Annotated in this window: 18 protein-coding genes; 12 read left to right on the top strand and 6 right to left on the bottom strand. The window is 67.2% G+C overall.

Annotated features, from left to right (window positions below; translation table 11 throughout):
* Positions 1–88 precede the first annotated feature (88 nt).
* On the top strand, positions 89–1,006 hold the full coding sequence (locus EPO41_RS27460) for an SAM-dependent methyltransferase (protein WP_296332304.1): 918 nt from the start codon (positions 89–91) through the stop codon (positions 1,004–1,006).
* Here EPO41_RS27460 and EPO41_RS27455 read toward each other — a convergent pair.
* A complete protein-coding gene (locus tag EPO41_RS27455; protein ID WP_296332301.1) occupies positions 995–1,882 on the bottom strand; it encodes a LysR family transcriptional regulator in 888 nt (295 codons plus the stop codon). The genes EPO41_RS27460 and EPO41_RS27455 overlap by 12 nt on opposite strands.
* A gap of 101 nt (positions 1,883–1,983) precedes the next feature.
* Here EPO41_RS27455 and EPO41_RS27450 point away from each other — a divergent pair, with 101 nt between their 5' ends.
* The gene (locus EPO41_RS27450; RefSeq protein WP_296332298.1) at positions 1,984–2,397 is read left to right on the top strand and encodes a cupin domain-containing protein; all 414 of its coding nucleotides are present in this window, start codon (positions 1,984–1,986) and stop codon (positions 2,395–2,397) included.
* Here EPO41_RS27450 and EPO41_RS27445 read toward each other — a convergent pair.
* Positions 2,394–3,308, bottom strand: a complete 915-nt coding sequence (locus EPO41_RS27445) for a LysR substrate-binding domain-containing protein (RefSeq protein ID WP_296332297.1) — start codon at positions 3,306–3,308, stop codon at positions 2,394–2,396. The two genes, EPO41_RS27450 and EPO41_RS27445, sit on opposite strands and share 4 nt — an antisense overlap.
* A gap of 106 nt (positions 3,309–3,414) precedes the next feature.
* Here EPO41_RS27445 and EPO41_RS27440 point away from each other — a divergent pair, with 106 nt between their 5' ends.
* Genes EPO41_RS27440 through EPO41_RS27400 form a run of 9 tightly spaced genes read left to right on the top strand, consistent with a single transcriptional unit; the run spans position 3,415 to position 11,609 of the window.
* Positions 3,415–4,452 carry an ABC transporter substrate-binding protein gene (locus tag EPO41_RS27440; protein WP_296332295.1) on the top strand — a complete coding sequence of 346 codons (1,038 nt, stop codon included), beginning with the start codon at positions 3,415–3,417 and terminating at the stop codon, positions 4,450–4,452.
* Between the two features lie 17 nt (positions 4,453–4,469).
* The gene (locus tag EPO41_RS27435) at positions 4,470–5,096 is read left to right on the top strand and encodes a histidine phosphatase family protein (RefSeq protein WP_296332292.1); all 627 of its coding nucleotides are present in this window, start codon (positions 4,470–4,472) and stop codon (positions 5,094–5,096) included.
* Positions 5,097–6,023 carry an ABC transporter ATP-binding protein gene (locus EPO41_RS27430; protein WP_296332289.1) on the top strand — a complete coding sequence of 309 codons (927 nt, stop codon included), beginning with the start codon at positions 5,097–5,099 and terminating at the stop codon, positions 6,021–6,023.
* Positions 6,020–6,871 (top strand): ABC transporter permease, encoded by an 852-nt coding sequence (locus tag EPO41_RS27425; protein WP_296332287.1) that lies wholly within the window; start codon positions 6,020–6,022, stop codon positions 6,869–6,871. The genes EPO41_RS27430 and EPO41_RS27425 overlap by 4 nt, the downstream gene beginning before the upstream one ends.
* Positions 6,868–7,677 (top strand): ABC transporter permease, encoded by an 810-nt coding sequence (locus EPO41_RS27420; RefSeq protein ID WP_296332285.1) that lies wholly within the window; start codon positions 6,868–6,870, stop codon positions 7,675–7,677. Before EPO41_RS27425 ends, EPO41_RS27420 begins: the two co-directional genes overlap by 4 nt.
* Complete coding sequence (locus tag EPO41_RS27415; protein WP_296332283.1) at positions 7,667–8,806, top strand: FAD-dependent oxidoreductase; 1,140 nt, start codon at positions 7,667–7,669, stop codon at positions 8,804–8,806. Before EPO41_RS27420 ends, EPO41_RS27415 begins: the two co-directional genes overlap by 11 nt.
* A complete protein-coding gene (locus tag EPO41_RS27410) occupies positions 8,787–9,080 on the top strand; it encodes a (2Fe-2S)-binding protein (RefSeq protein WP_296332281.1) in 294 nt (97 codons plus the stop codon). The genes EPO41_RS27415 and EPO41_RS27410 overlap by 20 nt, the downstream gene beginning before the upstream one ends.
* Positions 9,077–10,486 (top strand): FAD-dependent oxidoreductase, encoded by a 1,410-nt coding sequence (locus EPO41_RS27405; RefSeq protein ID WP_296332279.1) that lies wholly within the window; start codon positions 9,077–9,079, stop codon positions 10,484–10,486. Before EPO41_RS27410 ends, EPO41_RS27405 begins: the two co-directional genes overlap by 4 nt.
* 1 nt (position 10,487) lies before the next feature.
* Positions 10,488–11,609 carry an FAD-dependent oxidoreductase gene (locus EPO41_RS27400; protein ID WP_296332277.1) on the top strand — a complete coding sequence of 374 codons (1,122 nt, stop codon included), beginning with the start codon at positions 10,488–10,490 and terminating at the stop codon, positions 11,607–11,609.
* On the opposite strand, the gene EPO41_RS27395 is transcribed toward EPO41_RS27400, so the two are convergent.
* From EPO41_RS27395 to EPO41_RS27380, 4 genes are all read right to left on the bottom strand, one after another.
* Positions 11,606–12,553 (bottom strand): glutathione S-transferase family protein, encoded by a 948-nt coding sequence (locus EPO41_RS27395; RefSeq protein WP_296332275.1) that lies wholly within the window; start codon positions 12,551–12,553, stop codon positions 11,606–11,608. The two genes, EPO41_RS27400 and EPO41_RS27395, sit on opposite strands and share 4 nt — an antisense overlap.
* Positions 12,534–14,420, bottom strand: a complete 1,887-nt coding sequence (locus EPO41_RS27390; protein ID WP_296332273.1) for an acyltransferase family protein — start codon at positions 14,418–14,420, stop codon at positions 12,534–12,536. Before EPO41_RS27390 ends, EPO41_RS27395 begins: the two co-directional genes overlap by 20 nt.
* 44 nt (positions 14,421–14,464) lie before the next feature.
* Positions 14,465–15,262 carry a phytanoyl-CoA dioxygenase family protein gene (locus tag EPO41_RS27385; RefSeq protein ID WP_296332271.1) on the bottom strand — a complete coding sequence of 266 codons (798 nt, stop codon included), beginning with the start codon at positions 15,260–15,262 and terminating at the stop codon, positions 14,465–14,467.
* Between the two features lie 80 nt (positions 15,263–15,342).
* Positions 15,343–16,347 (bottom strand): 2-oxoglutarate and iron-dependent oxygenase domain-containing protein, encoded by a 1,005-nt coding sequence (locus tag EPO41_RS27380; RefSeq protein ID WP_296332269.1) that lies wholly within the window; start codon positions 16,345–16,347, stop codon positions 15,343–15,345.
* A 159-nt stretch (positions 16,348–16,506) separates the two neighbouring features.
* Here EPO41_RS27380 and EPO41_RS27375 point away from each other — a divergent pair, with 159 nt between their 5' ends.
* Positions 16,507–17,676: an alpha-hydroxy acid oxidase gene (locus tag EPO41_RS27375; RefSeq protein ID WP_296332266.1), complete on the top strand. Its 1,170-nt coding sequence runs from the start codon at positions 16,507–16,509 to the stop codon at positions 17,674–17,676.
* Positions 17,677–17,712: the final 36 nt, after the last annotated feature.

Raw genomic sequence — 17,712 nt, 5'->3', positions numbered from 1 at the left:
GACGCTAGCATGAGGTTTGCCGGATTTTCCATGGCCGGCCTGTTACATTGAGATTGATTATGTTCAATCTCTGCTGCGAAACGACCGCGTGACCACGGCATATCTTGCCGCCGACGGCTTCGAGAACCAGTTGCGCGAGGAACTGGCGCGCGCCGGTGTTGCGATCCGCGCCGAACATGGCCGACTGCTCCTGTCCGATGCACCGGCGCACGATGCCGCCTGGGCTGCCAATATCTGGCGCGAGTGCGTCGAGCTGCCCGTGGCGTCGATCGGTTCGGCGGCTAAGTCATTACGCGACATCCAGCGCAACTGGGCGATGTATGCGCCACTCCATCATCGTCGTGCCGCGCTCATCCAGGAAAGGCTGCCACACGTCTCGGCGAAGCCGGTGGTCTTTCCCGCCGTCGCCCCGACCGCGCCGCTGGGATCATGGACCCTGCTCGCGTCCGACCGGATGCTGGCGGCGGCATCGTGCAGCTCACCCTTCGCCAACGGCGAGGTCGAGCTGATCGAGGACAAGGTCGGGCCGCCCAGCCGCGCCTACCTGAAATTGTGGGAAGCGCTGGTGCGACTGCGCCGTTGGCCGCAACCCGGCGAGCGCTGCCTCGATCTCGGCGCCTGCCCGGGCGGCTGGACCTGGGTGCTGGCGAAGTTGGGTGCGCACGTCATCGCCATCGACAAGGCGCCGCTCGACCCCAAGGTCGCGGCGATGCAGGGCGTCGAATGGCGGGGCGAAAGCGCATTCGGGCTCGACCCCTCCAGTGTCGGTCCCGTCGACTGGCTGTTTTCCGACGTGATCTGCTACCCGGCACGGCTGTTGCGGCTGGTCGAGCGCTGGCGGGCCAGCGGGCAGGTCCGCAACTTCGTCTGCACGATCAAGTTCCAGGGCGAGACCGATCACGAAACCGCGAGGGCCTTTGCCGCCCTCCCGGGCGCGGCCGTCCTGCACCTCCACCACAACAAGCACGAACTCACGTTCCTGCTGACGGAGTCGCTACCGGGATAGTCCGCGACCGCGCAGGTCGCGCACGGTGTGGTCGACGAAGGCGCGGATCTTCGGCGTGAGAAGACGGTTGGTCGGGTAGACGGCATAGATGCCGCCTGTGGGAGTCTCGTGAATGGCAAGGACGCGGGTGAGGAGGCCGGCGGCCAGGGCATCGGCGATCAGCCACTCCGGAACCGCGGCGAGACCCAGCCCCGAAAGCGCCGCCGTGCGCAACGACTCGGAACTATTGACGAGAAGACGGGGCCGGACCGCAATGGTCTCCGTCCCAATGCGCCAGGTGTCGCGCCAGGCGAGCGGGGCGAAGCCGATCAGCCGATGGCCGAGAATGTCGCGCGGTTTGCGGGGCGTCCCATGCTGCGCGAGATAGCCGGGGGTGGCGACGATGAAGACGCGAGACGTCGCGATGCGGCGAACGACGAGGCTGGGCTCGGGCTTCTCCACGATGCGGATGGCGAGGTCGATGCCTTCGTCGACGAGGCGCAGCGCTCCGCTTCCGGCGATCAGTTCGATCTCGATGGTCGGATAGGCGGCGAGGAAGGCGGGCAAGCCGGGTACGATGTAGCGCTCGGCGAAGCCGTCGGGGGCGGCGATGCGAAGCCTTCCGGCGGGTTCCTTCTGGGCGGCCTGGGCCTCGCTGCGCGCCAGCGCGAGGTCGTCGAGCAGCCGCCGGCAGTGATGATAGAAGGCCGTCCCGGCCTCCGTCGGCCGCACCCGGCGCGTGGTACGGTCGAGCAGGCGCACGCCCATGCGTTCCTCGAGCGTGCGCACCGTCTCGCTGACCGAAGACTTGGCGCTCTGCAGCGCCTGGGCGGCGGCGGTGAAACTCCCGGTCTCCACCACACGGGCGAAGGCCTCTATGCCGGTGAAGGCTTCCATGCGCCATTGTTCGCCCTGCCGAACAATCTGTCCAGAACGACCGTCTGCCCTGGCGGCCGGCGCTCGCCTATTGCTGGTCCGTTACGAAGCGGAGGAAAGAGATGAACGAGACACTCGATGTTCTGGGCGCGCCGATGATCGTGAAGGCCGATGGCGGCACGGTGGCGGCCTTCGTCGCGGATCACCCGATCCCGCCAGGCTACTTCGTGCCACCCCATCGCCACGACGCCGACGAAGAGATGCTGTTGGTCGTCGAGGGCGAGTTGACTCTGATCGGGGAGATGGGCGAGCGCAAGGTACCGGCAGGTGCAAGCGCGACCTTCATGCGTGGCGACCTGCACGGATTTCGCAATGATACCAGCATGACGGTACGGTTGCTCGTCGTCGCCACGCCCGGCCTGCAGGCTGCCGAGATGTTCCGCCATTTCGACCGGGCAACCCGGGAGGCAGGACACTCCCTCGCGCCAGCGGAGATCGTGGCGATTGCCAGCGAGTACGGTGTGCAATTCGGCTAGCGCCGGGGCAGGGAGCGCAGGAAGGCGGTGATGTGCGCGCGGAAGCTGTCGATGAATTCGCGCGCCACCGGGGGCGGCGTGCCTTGCGCGGCATAAAGGGCAGCAAATTCGAAGTGGATGCGCGGTTCGAAGGGCCGCACGACAATGCCGCGGGTCGCGTATTCGGTCGCGGTGAAGGGATCGCACAGCGTCACGCCCGCGCCCGAGCCGGCAAGCGAGCAGGCGATCTCCGACAGCGGCGTCTCGATGCGCATGACGCGCCGGACGCCATGCTCGGCGAAGACGCGGTCGATGCGGAAGCGCGACAGCGAGGAGTAGCCCAGCGAGATGAAGCTCTCGCCCTCGAAGTCGGCCGGCCGCAGCCGCTTCTTGCGGGCGAGCGGATGGTCCTGCGGCAGCACCGCCATGTAGGGGGCGGGCGGCATGCGTTCGAGCCGCACGGCAGCATGCTCGATCGAGCCTTCGGCGAAGCCCAGGTCGCTCTGGCCCTGGGCGACCGCCGTGACCACGGCATGTGAGACCAGACCCGAAAGGACGAGGTCGAGTTTGGGGCGCTCGACCAGATAGCTTCCCGCGAACCGCGGCAGGAAGCCGTTGGCCAGCGCGGGCAGGGCGGCGATTCGCAGGAAGCCGGCCCGCCGCGTGCGCAGCTCGGTGGCCATCTGGGCGATGCGATCCAGACCCACGAAAGCCCGCTCCACCTCGGCATAGAGGGACAGAGCCTCACTGGTCGGCACCAGTCCCGTGCCGCGGCGCTCGAAGAGGGTGAGGCCGAGTTGCCGCTGCAGGTCGCGGATCATCCGGCTGACGGCGGGCTGGGTGACGTTGATCAAATTCGCGGCCATGCCGACGCCGCCGGTCAGCACCACGGCGCGGAAAGCCTCGATCTGGCGGGGGTTCAGGCTGCGCATGGCCTTTCATAACATTTTGGTATCAAGCGCGGCGCAAAATTGGATTTGACGCCGTGCGCCGCGATATAAAACACTGACGGCGGGGAACTCACGAGCGGAGGGGGCAATGACCCGTTTGGCAGGCTTCAGCACTATCGTGGCTCTGGCTTTGTTGGGGGGCGCGCTGCCCGCACAGGCACAGCAGAAGACGCTCACCGTCGCAGCCTATGGCGGCGTGTGGGACAGCCACCTGCGCAAGGAGGTCTTCCCCGAGTTCGAGAAGAAGCACGGGGTGAAGGTCGAGTATGTCGCCGGCAACTCCACCGACACGCTGGCCAAGCTGCAGGCCCAGAAGGGCAATCAGGTAATCGATGTCGCCATCATGGATGACGGCGTCATGTACCAGGCGATCCAGCTCGGCTTCTGCGCGCCCATCCAGGGCCTCGACAAGAGCGAGCTCTACCCCGCGGCTCTCTTCAAGGACGACAAGGCCGTCGCGGTCGGCCAGACCGGCACCGGGTTCATGATCAACACCAAGGTCTTCAAGGAGAAGGGGTGGCCGATCCCGACCTCGTGGAACGACCTCAAGGATCCCAAGTTCAAGAAGCAGCTGGTGATCCCGCCGATCAACAACACTTACGGCCTCTACACGCTCATGATGTTCGCCCGTATGAACGGTGGCGGCGAGAAGAACATCGAGCCGGGCTTCAAGGTGATGAAGGCCGACATCAACCCGAACGTACTGGTCTATGAGCCCTCGCCGGGCAAGATGACCGAACTGTTCCAGTCGGGCCAGGCCAACATCGCCGTCTGGGGTACCGGCCGCGTCCAGGCGCTTGCCAACACCGGCTTCCCGGTTGACTTCATCTACCCGAAGGAAGGCGCACCGATCCTGCTGGCCTCGGCCTGCCCGGTCGCCAAGGCTTCCGTCAATCCGCTGGCGCACGAGATGATCAAGCTGCTGGTGTCGGCGCCGGTGCAGACCGGCATGGCCAAGGAAATGGGCAACGGACCGGTCAACACCAAGGTCGACGTCAACATGCCGGAGCTGAAGATGGCGCCGGTCGGCGAGCGCGCGAAGCTGATCATCGCGCCGGACTGGGATGCCATCAACGCCTCGCGCGACGACTGGACCAAGCGCTGGAACCGCGAGGTCGAGCGCTGACGTCCGAGAGACCGATCGTGCATCATCCCGTCTATGTGTTTCGCCACGGCGAGACCGTCTGGAACGCCGAGAAGCGGGCGCAGGGCTTTCTCGACTCGCCGCTGACCGAGACGGGACGGGCGCAGGCGCGCGCCATGGGGCGTGCGCTGGCGCATGAGCTGCGGCAGGCCGGTCACGCGCCCGCGGACGTCGTGGTTCGGGCGAGCCCGCTCGGCCGCGTGCGGGAGACCCTGGCCCTCGCTGCAGAAGAGGCCGGCCTCGCGCATCACGAAGGGTCGTTCGACGACCGCCTGCGCGAGATGAGCTGGGGGGATTGGGACGGGCTGACCGGCCCGGAGATCGAGGCGGGTTGGCCCGGTGCGATGGCCGCCCGGCGGCTCGATCGCTGGGCCTACGAGCCGCCGGGCGGCGAGAACTACATCATGGCCGCTGCACGCGCACGGGCGGCACTCGACGATATCGCGGCACTGGCAATCGAGCGCCCGGTCGCCGTGTTCGCGCACGGCGGCATAGGGCGGGTGCTGCGTGGTCTCTTCCTACGCGTGCCCGAGGCCGAGATCCTCGACATGGATCAGCCGCAGGACGCCTTCTATCGGCTGCATCGCAACACTGCGGCGCGGATCGTCTCGCATGGTGCGGACTAGATGGCGTTCCTCGAACTCGAGAGGCTCACCAAGTCGTTCGGTGCGCACAACGCCGTCGATGGGCTGACGCTCGGCGTCGAGAAGGGCGAGTTCGTGGCACTGCTGGGCCCGTCGGGCTGTGGCAAGACCACGACCCTGCAGATGATCGCGGGTTTCGTCGAGCCGACCTCCGGCGCCATCCGTCTGGCCGGCAAGGATCTGCTGGCGATCAGGCCCGCCAGGCGCGGCCTCGGCATCGTCTTCCAGAGCTATGCGCTGTTCCCCCACATGACTGTGGCGGAGAATGTCGGCTTCGGGCTGGAGATGCAGGGTGTCGCGGCCGCCGAGCGCAGGACGCGGGTCGGGGAGACGTTGGATCTGGTCGGCCTTGGCGCCTTCGCATCACGGTTTCCGCGCCAGATGTCGGGCGGCCAGCAGCAGCGTGTGGCGCTGGCGCGGGCGCTGGTGATCCGCCCGCAGATCCTGCTGCTCGACGAGCCGCTGTCCAACCTCGACGCCAAGCTGCGCGAGGGCATGCAGATCGAGCTGCGCCAGATCCAGCGCACGGTCGGCACCACGACCATCCTGGTGACGCACGACCAGGCTGAGGCGATGGCGCTGTCGGACCGCATCGTGGTCATGAACCAGGGCAGGGCCGAGCAGATCGGCCCGCCGCACGAGGCCTACGAACGGCCGGCCACGCCCTTCGTCGCCAACTTCCTCGGCAAGACCAACCTGGTGGATGGCAATAGCGTGCGGCCCGAGCGCATCTCCTTTGCTGCCTTCGGCCTCGCCGGCACGGTGCGCACCCGCATCTTCCAGGGAAATCACTGGCTCTACCAGGTCGATACCGCGTCCGGCCTCGTCACGGTGATCCGCCAGAACAGCGGCGAGGCGATGCCGGGTGAGGGCGATGCCGTGCACCTCGCCTGGGAAGGCCGCGCGTGAGGTCGGCGCCCTATCTCCTCTGCGTGCCGGCCCTGGTCCTGTTCGCCGGCGTGGTGATCGTGCCGCTCGCCATGACGGTGCTGCTCTCGTTCCACGACTGGGGCCAGTACAAGGGCATCGAGCCCGTCTTCATCCTGAAGAACTGGCAGGAAGTGCTGGGCGATTCGTACTTCCACGAGATGTTCGCCCGCACCTTCCGCATCGCCTTCTTCGTGACCCTGCTGGCGGCGGTCTTCGGCGCGCCCGAAGCCTACATCCTTAACCGCATGCGCAGCCCGTGGCGGGGAATCTTCCTGCTGGTGATCCTCGGCCCGCTGCTGATCTCGGTGGTCGCGCGCACCCTGGGCTGGGCGCTGCTGTTCGGCGGCAACTCGGGACTGGTCAACAAGGCACTGATGGGGCTGGGACTGATCTCGGCGCCGCTGCCTTTCATGTTCACGGAGACCGGCGTGGTGATCGCGCTGGCGCATGTGCTGATGCCCTACATGGTGCTGGCGGTGTGGGCGTCGCTGCAGCGGCTCGACCCGCAGGTCGAGAATGCGGCGGTGGCACTGGGCGCAGGGCCCTTCACCGTGCTTCGCCGCATCGTGCTGCCGCAGGTGATGCCGGGTATCCTGTCCGGCGCGGTGATCGTATTCGCGCTGGCAGCCAGCGCTTTCGCCACCCCTGCCATCATCGGCGGCCGGCGGCTCAAGGTCGCCTCGACGCTTGCCTACGACGAGTTCCTGAACACGCTCAACTGGCCGCTGGGCGCCGCCGTTGCGGTGCTGCTGCTGCTGGCACTGGTCGCCATCGTCTGGGGTGCCAACAGGCTGGTCGAACGACGCTATGCGCAGGTCTTCGCATGAGTCGCAACGGGCCCATCGCGCTCGCCTACCACGCGCTGTTCGTCACCTTCATGCTGGCGCCCATCCTGGTCGTCTGTTTCGTCGCCTTCACGCCCGAGGGCTACCTTTCGTTCCCCACAGACCGCTGGTCGTTGCGCTGGTTCTACGCCATCGCGCAGTATCCGGAATTCATCTCGGCCTTCTGGCGCAGCCTGTGGCTGGGCGCGATCTCCTCCGCGATCGCCGTCGGCATCTCGGTGCCCGCGGCGCTGGCCATCGCGCGCTATCGCTTCCGCGGGCGCGAGGCGCTGACGGCGCTCTTCATGTCGCCTTTGATGATCCCGCATCTCGTGCTGGGCATCGCTTTCCTGCGCTTCTTCACCCAGATCGGCCTGGGTGGCACCTTCGCCGGACTCGTGCTCTCGCACATCGTGGTCGTGCTGCCCTTCGCGCTGCGGCTGACGCTCGCCTCGGCGGTCGGGCTCGACCGTTCGATCGAGCATGCCGCCGTGTCGCTCGGCGCCAGCGAGAGCGTCGTCCTTCGGCGCATCACCCTGCCGCTGGTGTTGCCCGGGCTGGTGAGCGGCTGGGCGCTGGCTTTCATCAATTCGTTCGACGAGGTGACGATGACGGTGTTCATCGCGGCGCCGGGCACGGAGACGCTGCCGGTCCGCATGTTCCTCTACATCCAGGACAATATCGATCCGCTGGTGACCTCGGTGTCGGCCTGTGTGATCGCCATCACCGTCCTGGCACTGCTGGTGCTCGATCGCGCTTTCGGATTGGAACGCCTGCTGATCGGAAGGAGCGCCGGTCATGGCCGGTGAAGCAAGGGCCGGTGATGAATTCGACGTCGCGGTGGTGGGCGGCGGGCTGGTCGGCATCGCCACGGCCTGGGGCCTGTCGCGCGAGGGCTGCCGGGTCGTCGTGCTCGACGAGGGCGACCGCGCGGTGCGGGCGAGCCGTGGCAACTTCGCGCTGGTCTGGGTGCAGAGCAAGGGGCTCGGCCTCGCTCCCTACGCCGGCTGGACGATCCGCTCGTCCAATGCCTGGCAAGGCTTCTCGGATCTGCTGAAGCAGGAGACCGGCCTCGACGTCTCGTTCCAGCGGCCGGGCGGCTTCCATCTCTGCCTGTCGGAAAAGGAGCTGGAAGCCCGCGCCAATGTGCTGAAGCGCCTGCACGCCCAGCCTGGCATTGTCGACTACAAGACAGAGATCCTGACCCGCGATCAGGTGAAGGTGATGCTGCCCGACATCGGGCCGGAGGTCGTGGGCGGCAGCTTCTGCGAACTGGACGGCCATGTGAACTCGCTGCGCCTGTTCCGCACCCTGCACACCGCACTCAATGCGCGAGGCGTGACCTACCTGCCGAGCCATCGCGTCGAGTCCATCACCAAAGAGGGCGGCGAGTTCCGGCTCACGACGACGCAGGGCGAGGTGCGCGCCGCCAAGGTGGCGCTGGCGGCGGGAAACGCCAACATGCGCCTCGCGCCGATGGTCGGCCTCGACTGCCCGATGAAGCCGGAGCGCGGGCAGATCGTCGTCACCGAACGGCTGCGGCCCTTTCTCAACCATCCTGTCGTCACTCTGCGCCAGACCGACGAGGGTACGGTGATGATCGGCGATTCCAAGGAAGAGAGCGTCGATCCGAGCGGCCTGACGATCGGCGTCAGCGCCACCGAGGCCGAGCGCGCCGTGCGCCAGTTCCCCTTGCTCGCCAACGTGAACGTGGTGCGCACCTGGAGCGCCATCCGCGTCATGACCCGGGACGGCTTCCCGATCTACGACGAGTCGAAGACCCATCCCGGCGCCTTTACCGTGTGCTGCCATTCCGGCGTGACTTTGGCTGCCAACCACGCGCTCACCATCGCGCCGATGATCGCGCGGGGCGCGCTCGACGCCCCGCTCGTCGCTCCTTTCAGTGCCCGGAGGTTCCATGTTCAAGCGGCTGGCTGAGAAGGGCCCCGCCATCGCGATCACCGTCGACGGCCGGAAGGTGACCGCCCGTGTGGGGGACACCGTCGCGGCGGCGCTGCTGGCCGCCGGCATCGATCATTGCCGCACCACGCCTGTGACGGGCGCGCCGCGCGCACCCTACTGCCTGATGGGCGTGTGCTTCGACTGCCTCGTGACCGTCGACGGCGTCGGCAGCCGCCAGGGCTGCCTGATCCCGGTGCGCGAGGGCATGAAGGTCGAGACCCAGCTCGGCCGCCGGGAGGCCGGACGATGATTGCGGCGGCGGATCTCGCCTCTTCATACGAACTCGTCATCATCGGTGGCGGGCCGGCCGGGCTCGCGGCTGCGGCGCTGGCCGCGCGGGCGGGCGTGTCGACGGTGTTGTTCGACGAGAATCCAGGTGTCGGTGGCCAGATCTATCGCGCCATCACCTCCACGCCCGTCGCCGACCGTGCGGTCCTGGGCCAGGACTACTGGGACGGCGCCGCCCTGGCGGACGAAGCCAAGGCCAGTGGCGCACTGATCGTCAACGGGGCCACGGTGTGGAGTCTCGACCGGCAGCGCCTCGTGGGCGTATCGGTCGGCGGCAAAGCACGCATGATCGAAGCCGACCGGGTCATCATCGCCACCGGCTCGCAGGAGCGGCCGTTCCCGATTCCGGGCTGGACCCTGCCGGGTGTCATGACCGCAGGCGCGGCCCAGACCGCGCTGAAGGCGCAGGGCCTCGTCGTGGACGGCCGCACCGTCATGGCGGGCAGCGGGCCGCTGCTCTGGCTGCTGGCGGCCCAGACGCTGCGGGCGGGCGGCACGATCGATGCGATCCTCGACACCACGCCGCGGCGCAACTGGCTGCAGGCGATGTTCCACCTGCCCGATTTCGCCCTATCGCCTTACTTCGCCAAGGGGCTGGCGCTGTTGCGCGAGGTTCGGGCCAAAGTGCCGGTGCATCGCGTCGATACGATGGAGGCGGTGGGCAACGACCGGGTTCGCGAGGTCGTCTTCTCCGGGGCCGGCGGCACGCGTCGGCTGCCCGTCGATCTGTTGCTGCTGCATCAGGGCGTCGTGCCCAACGTCAATCTCGCCAACGCGGCGGGTGTGGCGCATGTCTGGAACGACCGCCAGCTCTGCTTCGTGCCGGTGCTCGACGCCGATTTCGGCAGCTCGGTACCTGGCATTGCGGTGGCCGGCGACGGAGCAGGCATCGCGGGTGGCACCGCGGCGGCCGAACGCGGGAGGATTGCCGCGATCGCCGCGGTCCGCGCGCTGAAGCCCGATGCAGTCGTGCCCGACACGCAGGCCATTCGCCAGAGGCTGCAGCGCGAGGAGATGGGGCGGGCGTTTCTCGACTGGCTGAACCGGCCGGCCGACTCGTTCCGCATGCCCGAGGGCGACACGATTGCGTGCCGTTGCGAGGAGGTCACCGCGAAGCAGGTGCGCGACACGGCGAAGATGGGCTGCGAAGGCCCGAACCAGATGAAGGCCTTCCTGCGCTGCGGCATGGGTCCCTGCCAGGGAAGACTCTGCGGCCTCACCGTCACCGAGCTGATCGCCGCCGAGCGCAAGACCAGTCCGGACGAGGTTGGCTACTACCGCCTGCGCCCGCCGGTGAAGCCGATCACCCTGGCCGAACTCGCCTCGCTCCCGATCAGCGAGGCCGAGCGCAAGGCGGTGGAGCGCTAGCATGACGCGCACGGCCGACGTCGTGATCATCGGCGGCGGCATCCACGGCTGCTCGACCGCGCTGCACCTCGCCTTGCGCGGCTTGAAGCCGATCCTGATCGAGAAGGACTATGCCGGGCGTCATGCCTCGGGCGTGAATGCGGGCGGCGTGCGCCAGCTCGCGCGTGACCTGCATGAGATCCCTCTCTCCATCTCGTCGATGGACATCTGGGAGCGCATCGAGGAGCTGGTCGGTGACGATTGCGGATTTGAAAGCCACGGCACCGTGCTGGTGGCTGAGAGCGAGGCCGAACTGGCGGGGTTCCGCGAGCGGGTCGACGATCTCAACCTTCGCGGATTCGGGCACGAGGAGTTGATCGATGCCGCCGAGCTGCGGCGCCTCGTGCCCGCCGTGTCCGACCGCTGTCCCGGCGGCGTCGTCTCGCGCCGCGACGGCGCCGCCGATCCGTTCCGCACGACGCAGGCTTTTCGCCGCCGCGCGGTCGAGAAGGGAGCGGAGGTGGTGGAAGGCGTCACCGTTACCGGACTGTCGAGGAACGGTGCCACCTGGCAGGTCGAGACGAGCGCCGGCATTTTTGAAGCGCCGAAGATCGTGAACGCGGCCGGCGCCTGGGCCGACCGGATCGCCGCAATGCTGGGCGAGCCGGTGCCGCTCGCCGTCGTGGCGCCGATGCTGATGGTGACCAGCCGCCTGCCGGCCTTCATCCAGCCCGTGGTCATCCTGCGCGGCCGCAAGCTCTCATTCAAGCAGCTCGGTAACGGTACCGTCGTGATCGGCGGCGGCCATCTCGCGACGCCCTGGCGCGACAGCAACGAAACGGTGCTCGACTGGCACAAGCTCGCGATCAGCGCGCGTACGGTGTGGGAGCTCTTCCCGGCCATGCACGAGGCCACCGTCGTGCGCGCCTGGGCCGGTATCGAAGCCTACATGCCGGACGGCATTCCCGTGGTCGGCCGCAGCTCGACCTCGGAGGGGGTGTTCCACCAGTTCGGCTTCTCGACCCACGGCTTCCAGCTAGGCCCTGGAACGGGCGCAGTGATGGCGGAACTGATCGCGACCGGATCGACCAACACACCGATCGACGGGCTGCGTATCGAGCGATTCTCGACGAAGGATCCTTAACTCATCGGCCGCCAGTCGTAGCCCAGCCGCGGGAAGTGCACCGCGACCTGGCCTACTTCGTCATTCTCGTGCAGGAGCGCGATCTCGTCGGCGTCGATGAAGTGCACCTCGCCTTCAATCCAGTCCTTGGCATTGTCGGAGGCGCGCACGCGGGCGCGTTGGCCGGGGCGGGGATCACCTTCCTGGGGCTGAGAGGGACGCGGCGTTGCAGGCGTCGCGGCGCATGCTTCCGCCAGGGCCTCGTCGGCGTCGATGTCTATGCGGTTCCCGTGGCCGACCTCCGCCATGCGGTCGCGCCAGGCGAGGAGGCGCGGATAGGGGTTGAGAACCTCGCGGCAATCGATGTGCCGGCCGCGAAAGAACCAGACAACGTGATATGTGGCGAAGTCGGCGATACAGGGCACGTCGCCCAGCAGGTAACGCCGACCGTCCGCCAGCATGTCGGCGATCCACCGGACCTGCGGCCGTACGAGCTGGAGGTTGCGGAAGGCGGCCTTGCGCACGGCCTCGATCGAGGGCATCGGCAGGCCGTGCAGCTTCGCGCGATCGGCGTGCAGCCCTTCGGGCATGTGGTCGGCGTTGATGCCCGACACGTAGAGCGCCGTCGGCCGCATGAACTGCTGTTCGGCCCACCAGGCGATGGCGTCGGCGGCGCCCGAGGTGCTCGGAGGATAGAAGGTCGGCTGTGGCACGCGCCGCTCCAGCTCACGGGCGATCAGCTTCGTATCGCACCAGACATCGGCGCCGTCCTGCAGCACCGGCGTGCGGCGATAGCCGCCGGTCAGCGGCGTCAGCTTGGGCTTCGGGGCGATGGGGGGAATCTCGACAGCCCGCCAGGTGAGCCCCTTGAAGCCCATCATCAGGCGGGCCTTCTCGGCGAAGTTCGAGAAGTCGTACTGGTGGAGAATGAGAGAGTTCGCGGACTCAACGATTTGCGGCAACACGGGCGAACGTTTCCTTGAAGAGGGGGGCGATGCGTCTTGCGGCAATCTGGGTCACGTGATTGTCGTCGAAATAGTTCGGCCGTCCATCCGTGTCGGCCGCACAGGCGCCGTTCGCGCACAACAGGGGTTCGGGCGAGAGGATGGCGATGGATTGCGGATAGCGCTGGGCGAGGCCTGCGAAAAATTTCCGGAGGTCGCTGTTCCGCAAGCGATAGGCGTCCTGGGGGAAGGTCGCGGTCGAGGCGGTACGGTCTTCGAGCGCGACCTTCGCCCGATAGGACGGATCGAATGTCTTGGACATCGGCGTGCGCTCGAAGAAGGTGATGCGGAAGCCTTCGGCGAGGATCTGGGCCGTGTTCCGCTCGAATGTCGCAATCCGGTCGTACGCACCCCAGCTCGACAGCGAGATGATGGTCGTGACGCCGCGCGCCTTCGCCTCGTCCAGTAGCGTCCTGAGTTCGCCCAGGCTGCTCCATTCGCCCGGGCCGAACCGGCCGATGTGGTTGCGGCCCTTGCGCGCGTAATAGACCGGCACGCCGTAGGCGTCGCCCATGGTGGCGAGCACGTCGCGATACTGGTCGGCGTGCGAGTCTCCGAGTACGAGGATACCCGGCCCGGTCTTGACCGCGTTCACGAGGCAAAGACTGGCCATCGGGCGGAGGACCTGATCGATGATCGGGCACCGGCCCGATACGCCATCCTGATGCGCGGTGAACAGGACGGCTATCCGCTCCGGATAGCGGAAGGTAGCGCCGTTGGTGAGCAGGATGGTCGTGGCGACCGCGAGCGTGGCGATCGAGACGGTGCAGAAGGCGCGGAAGAGGGCGCGCCGGTCGGCGAACACCCGGCGCGAGCGGATCGGTGTTTCGACCAGGTGATAGGTCAGGCTCGCGAGCACGAAGGCGAGGAGCATCGCCAGGGTCGCCTCGAAGGCGTTCAGCGGGCGATCGAGGACGATCGACCCGATCGACAGGGGAGGCCAGTGCCAGAGATAGAGAGGGTAGGAAATCTTGCCGATGTAGCGGACGGCCCGCAGGCGCAGGAGGGCGAGATGGCCGGTGTTGAGCTCGATGAGCGCGAGCGCCCAGGCGGTCGCGCCGCAGGCCGCCAGGGTCTGCGCCGTCGGCGCAATCTTTACCTTCCCCATGGGCACGAGCGGCACGATGCAGATCAGGCCGACGGCGAGGAGCGAGAGGAGGGGCTGCGAACGCTCGGGCCCCTCCCGATACTTCCGCACGATGCAGAAGGCCAGGATGCCGAGGCCGAGCTGCCAGAGCCGTCCCGGCAGCAGATAGAAGGCGGTTCGCGGAGAAAGCCCTGTCGCATCGAAGGCAAAGTAGAAGAGCAACGACAGGCAGGGCGCGCCGATCAGCAATGTCCAGAAGAGCCGGCGTCGTCCGCCGGCGACCAGGAACATGGCGCCGAAGAGCAGGTAGAATTGCTCCTCGACTGCCAGGCTCCAGGTGTGCAGCAGCGGTTTCTGGAGCGGATAGGCGAAATAGTCGCCTTCGTTCCAGTAGTAGATGTTCTGGACGTAGAACGGCTGGGCGAGCAGCGAACGCGCGAGGTTGGAGAGTTCGCGCGGCATCAGGAGGACAAAGGAAGCGGCGGTCGTGGCGCCCACCGTCAGGAACAGCGCCGGTGCCAGGCGGCGGAAGCGCGCGGAGTAGAAATCCGCCAGGCTCGCTCGGCGCTCGAGAATCGGGAACAGATAGGCGCGCGAGATCACATATCCAGAGATGACGAAGAAGATGTCCACGCCCAGGAAGCCGTTGGGCACCAGGCTCGGGTAGGCGTGGAAGAGAACGACCAGCATCACCGCGACGGCGCGGAGCGTGTCGATCTCGGGCAAATACCGGCGAATCAACTAATGGCTTTCCGGCTCGCCGGAACCTTGCTGCAGCTTGGGTCTCACGCGACCTTCAGTACACCGTCGTCGGTTTCGAGGGGAAGGGGATGCCAGTTGCGCGACACGACCCAGTCCGGCCGGGGATTGTCGCCGAGCTGCGGCTTGTTCGCGACCGTGTTGCAGGAGACGTAGATGTGCCAGCGGTCGTCGGCCGAGAGATTGTGGCCCGAGGCGTGCAGCACGTTGCAATGGAACAGCACGCAGGTTCCGGCCCGGCCGGTGACGGCGACGGGCTCGGGTGAGCTCTTCAGGATCTCGATCATGCGCTGCTTGGGCATCGCCCAGAACTTGTAGGAGGTCGATTCGTCGTAGACCGGCTCGATGCGGCCGATCCTGTGGCTGCCTGGGATGAGGTAGAGCGCGCCGCCCATCTCCGTCGTGTCGGTCATCATCAGGTTGAAGGTCGCCATGTCGGGCCGGCGGCAGCCGTCACGCATCCACGAGCCGTAATCCTGATGCCACTGCCAGACCGTGCCTTCGATGGCCGGCTTGGTGTTGATCTTGGTGTGATAGACGTAGACGCCATCGTCCTTCAAGACCTGCTGCACCGGCCGCAACAGGCGCGGGGTTCGGACCAGCGCGTGGAAGGGCTTCGAACGGGTCGCGCCGTCGTCCTCGTGGACGCGGAAGATGGTGCGGACGCCGCCGGTATGCTCGCGGACGACCTCTTCACTCTCGATGCCGGAGAGCCGGGCGACCTCGCGCCGGAGGACCGCCACTTCGTTGCGATCGAACAGGTCGGGGAACACGAGGAAGCCGTCGCGATCGAATTGCTCGATCTGCTGGTCCGTCAACTCCATGACACCTCCCTTTTCTGCTCTTCGGCGTTGTGCCGACGCTAACGCAAGGGTCAGGTACCGAGTAGGGCTTTTTGTGCGTCTCAGGCGGCGGTGACGATGGGCGCCGCCGTGCGGGCGAAGCGGGCGTTGCGATAGGCCGCGACGGTCACCGAAGGGTATTTCGCCGGGCGGTCCGGCGTGGCGCAGCCCGGCAGGCATTCGATCAGCGCATCGTAGGCCGGCGCCACGAAATAGGCGATGGACAGGCGCCGGGCTCCGCCGCCCGAGCGGGGGTTGGCCACGCGATGCAGGGTCGATCGGAAGCGGTCGTTCGACCAGCGCATCAGGAGGTCGCCGATGTTGACGATGAACCCATCCTCGACCGGCGGCGCCTCGTGCCACCTGCCGTCGAGGTCGCGCACTTCGAGCCCGCCATCGGCGGCCTCGTTCTTGAGGATGGTCATCATGCCGAGGTCGGTATGCTCGCCTGCGCGGAGCTGTCCCGGGCGGGGAAGCTGGCGCTGGGCGGGATAATTGAGCGCCCGCAGCATGCTGCAATGGCGCGCGAGGGCACCCCCGAACCAGTCCTCCGGCAGGCCGAGCGACAGGGCGAAGATCCGGCTGATCGTGTCTTGCAGGCCCTCCATCGCCGACCAGTAGGTCCGCCAGGCGGGCTCGAAGGTGGGAAGGTCCGATGGCCACAGGTTGGGCGCGTAGTTCGGGTAGGCGCCGGGCGCGGCGTGGTACCAGGGATCGTCCCCAGGGACGTCGAGCGGTCCGATCGCGAACACCTCCTTATAGTCGGGTGGGGTGTCGTTGCCGGCCAGGCGCGCCAGGGTCTCGGTCCCCTCGGCATGATAGGCACGGTTCTGCTCGGGCCGGGGGCGCGCCACCTCCATCTTACGGGGCGTCGGCAGGTCGAAGAAATCCCGCGATGTCGATCGCATCGCATCGATCGCTCCGTCGGGTACCCGGTGTCCGACGATGGCGAAGAAGCCGATGGACTCGCAGGCGATACGAACCCGGTTGGCGACGGCCTGGCGGCCGGACGGGCCGCCGTCGAACCATGGGCCGAGATCGATGATGGGGAAGGCAAAGCTTGTCATCCGACGCCTCGTCCGTTTTCCCGGCGAGCAGCAAGCGGCATGCCAGCGGGACGGCCGGTCGCTGGACGCGGGGCGGAACGCGGCTCTGGCCGGAGTCGCGAAAGCGGGTCAAACTGTTGCCAATGAACAGCGGCTGCCGACGGATCGAGGAGTGAGACGATGGACGGCGTGGTGAACATCGATGATCTGCGCAAGCTCGCGAAGAAGCGGCTGCCAAAGATCGCCTACGACTTCATCGAGGGCGGGACCGACGACGAGGTGGGCCTCGTCACCAACGAGCAGGCCTTCCGCAAGGCGCGCATCGTGCCGCGCTACCTCGTCGACGTCTCGGTGCGCGACCAATCCACTACCCTGTTCGGCCGCACCTATTCGAGCCCCATCGGCATTGCGCCGACCGGCCTTGCGGGCCTGTTCCGGCATGGCGCCGACCTGATGCTGGCCGAGGCGGCGCGCGACGCCAACGTGCCGTTCATCATGTCCGGTTCCAGCACCGGCTCGATCGAGGATCTCGGCAGGCTGGCGCCCGACCATGGCTGGTACCAGCTCTATTCCGCCAAGGACCAGGCCGTCTCGGAGGACATGATCAAGCGCTCGGCCGATGCCGGCCTGCGGACGCTGGTCTTCACGGTCGACGTGCCTGAGGGCTCCAACCGCGAGCGCAACACGCGCAACGGCTGGTCGCGCCCGCTCAAGCTCACCTGGAAGACCAAGTTCGAGGCGCTGCTGCACCCGGCCTGGATGATGCAGTGGTTCCGCCACGGCACGCCCTATTTCGACAACTGGGCCAAGTATGCCGGTCCCGACGCAACAGCTGACAAGGTAGCCGACATGGTCGCCTACCAGAACCGCGCGCCGATGACCTGGAAGCACGTCGAGCGTTTCCGCGAACTGTGGAAGGGCAACTTTGTCCTGAAGGGGATCATGCATCCCGACGACGCGATCCGCGCCCACTCGCTGGGCGTGGACGGCGTCATGGTCTCCAATCACGGCGCTCGCCAGCTCGATCTCGCGCCGTCGCCGCTCGAGGTGCTGCCGGCGATCCGCGACGCCGTCGGCGACAAGATGACGGTGATGTTCGACGGCGGCGTCCGCCGCGGCCTCGATGCCATCATCGCGCTGTGCCTGGGCGCCAAGTTCGTGTTCGTCGGCCGGCCGACCCTCTATGGCGTGACGGCCGGCGGCGTCGAGGGCGCCAAGACCGCGCTCGGCATCTTCCGGCGCGAGGTCGACATCAGCATGGCGCAGATCGGCGCCACGAAGATCTCAGATCTCGGCCCGCAGTTCATGATGTGGAAGGACGAGGAGGATCTGCGCCGCAACCGGCGCTGATCCTGCTTATACTCAAGGCCAGGTTGCGCTTCGGCG

The organism is Reyranella sp., from assembly GCF_004297265.1.
Taxonomy (GTDB): Bacteria; Pseudomonadota; Alphaproteobacteria; order Reyranellales; family Reyranellaceae; genus Reyranella.
This window is presented reverse-complemented; position numbering and strand designations above follow the sequence as displayed.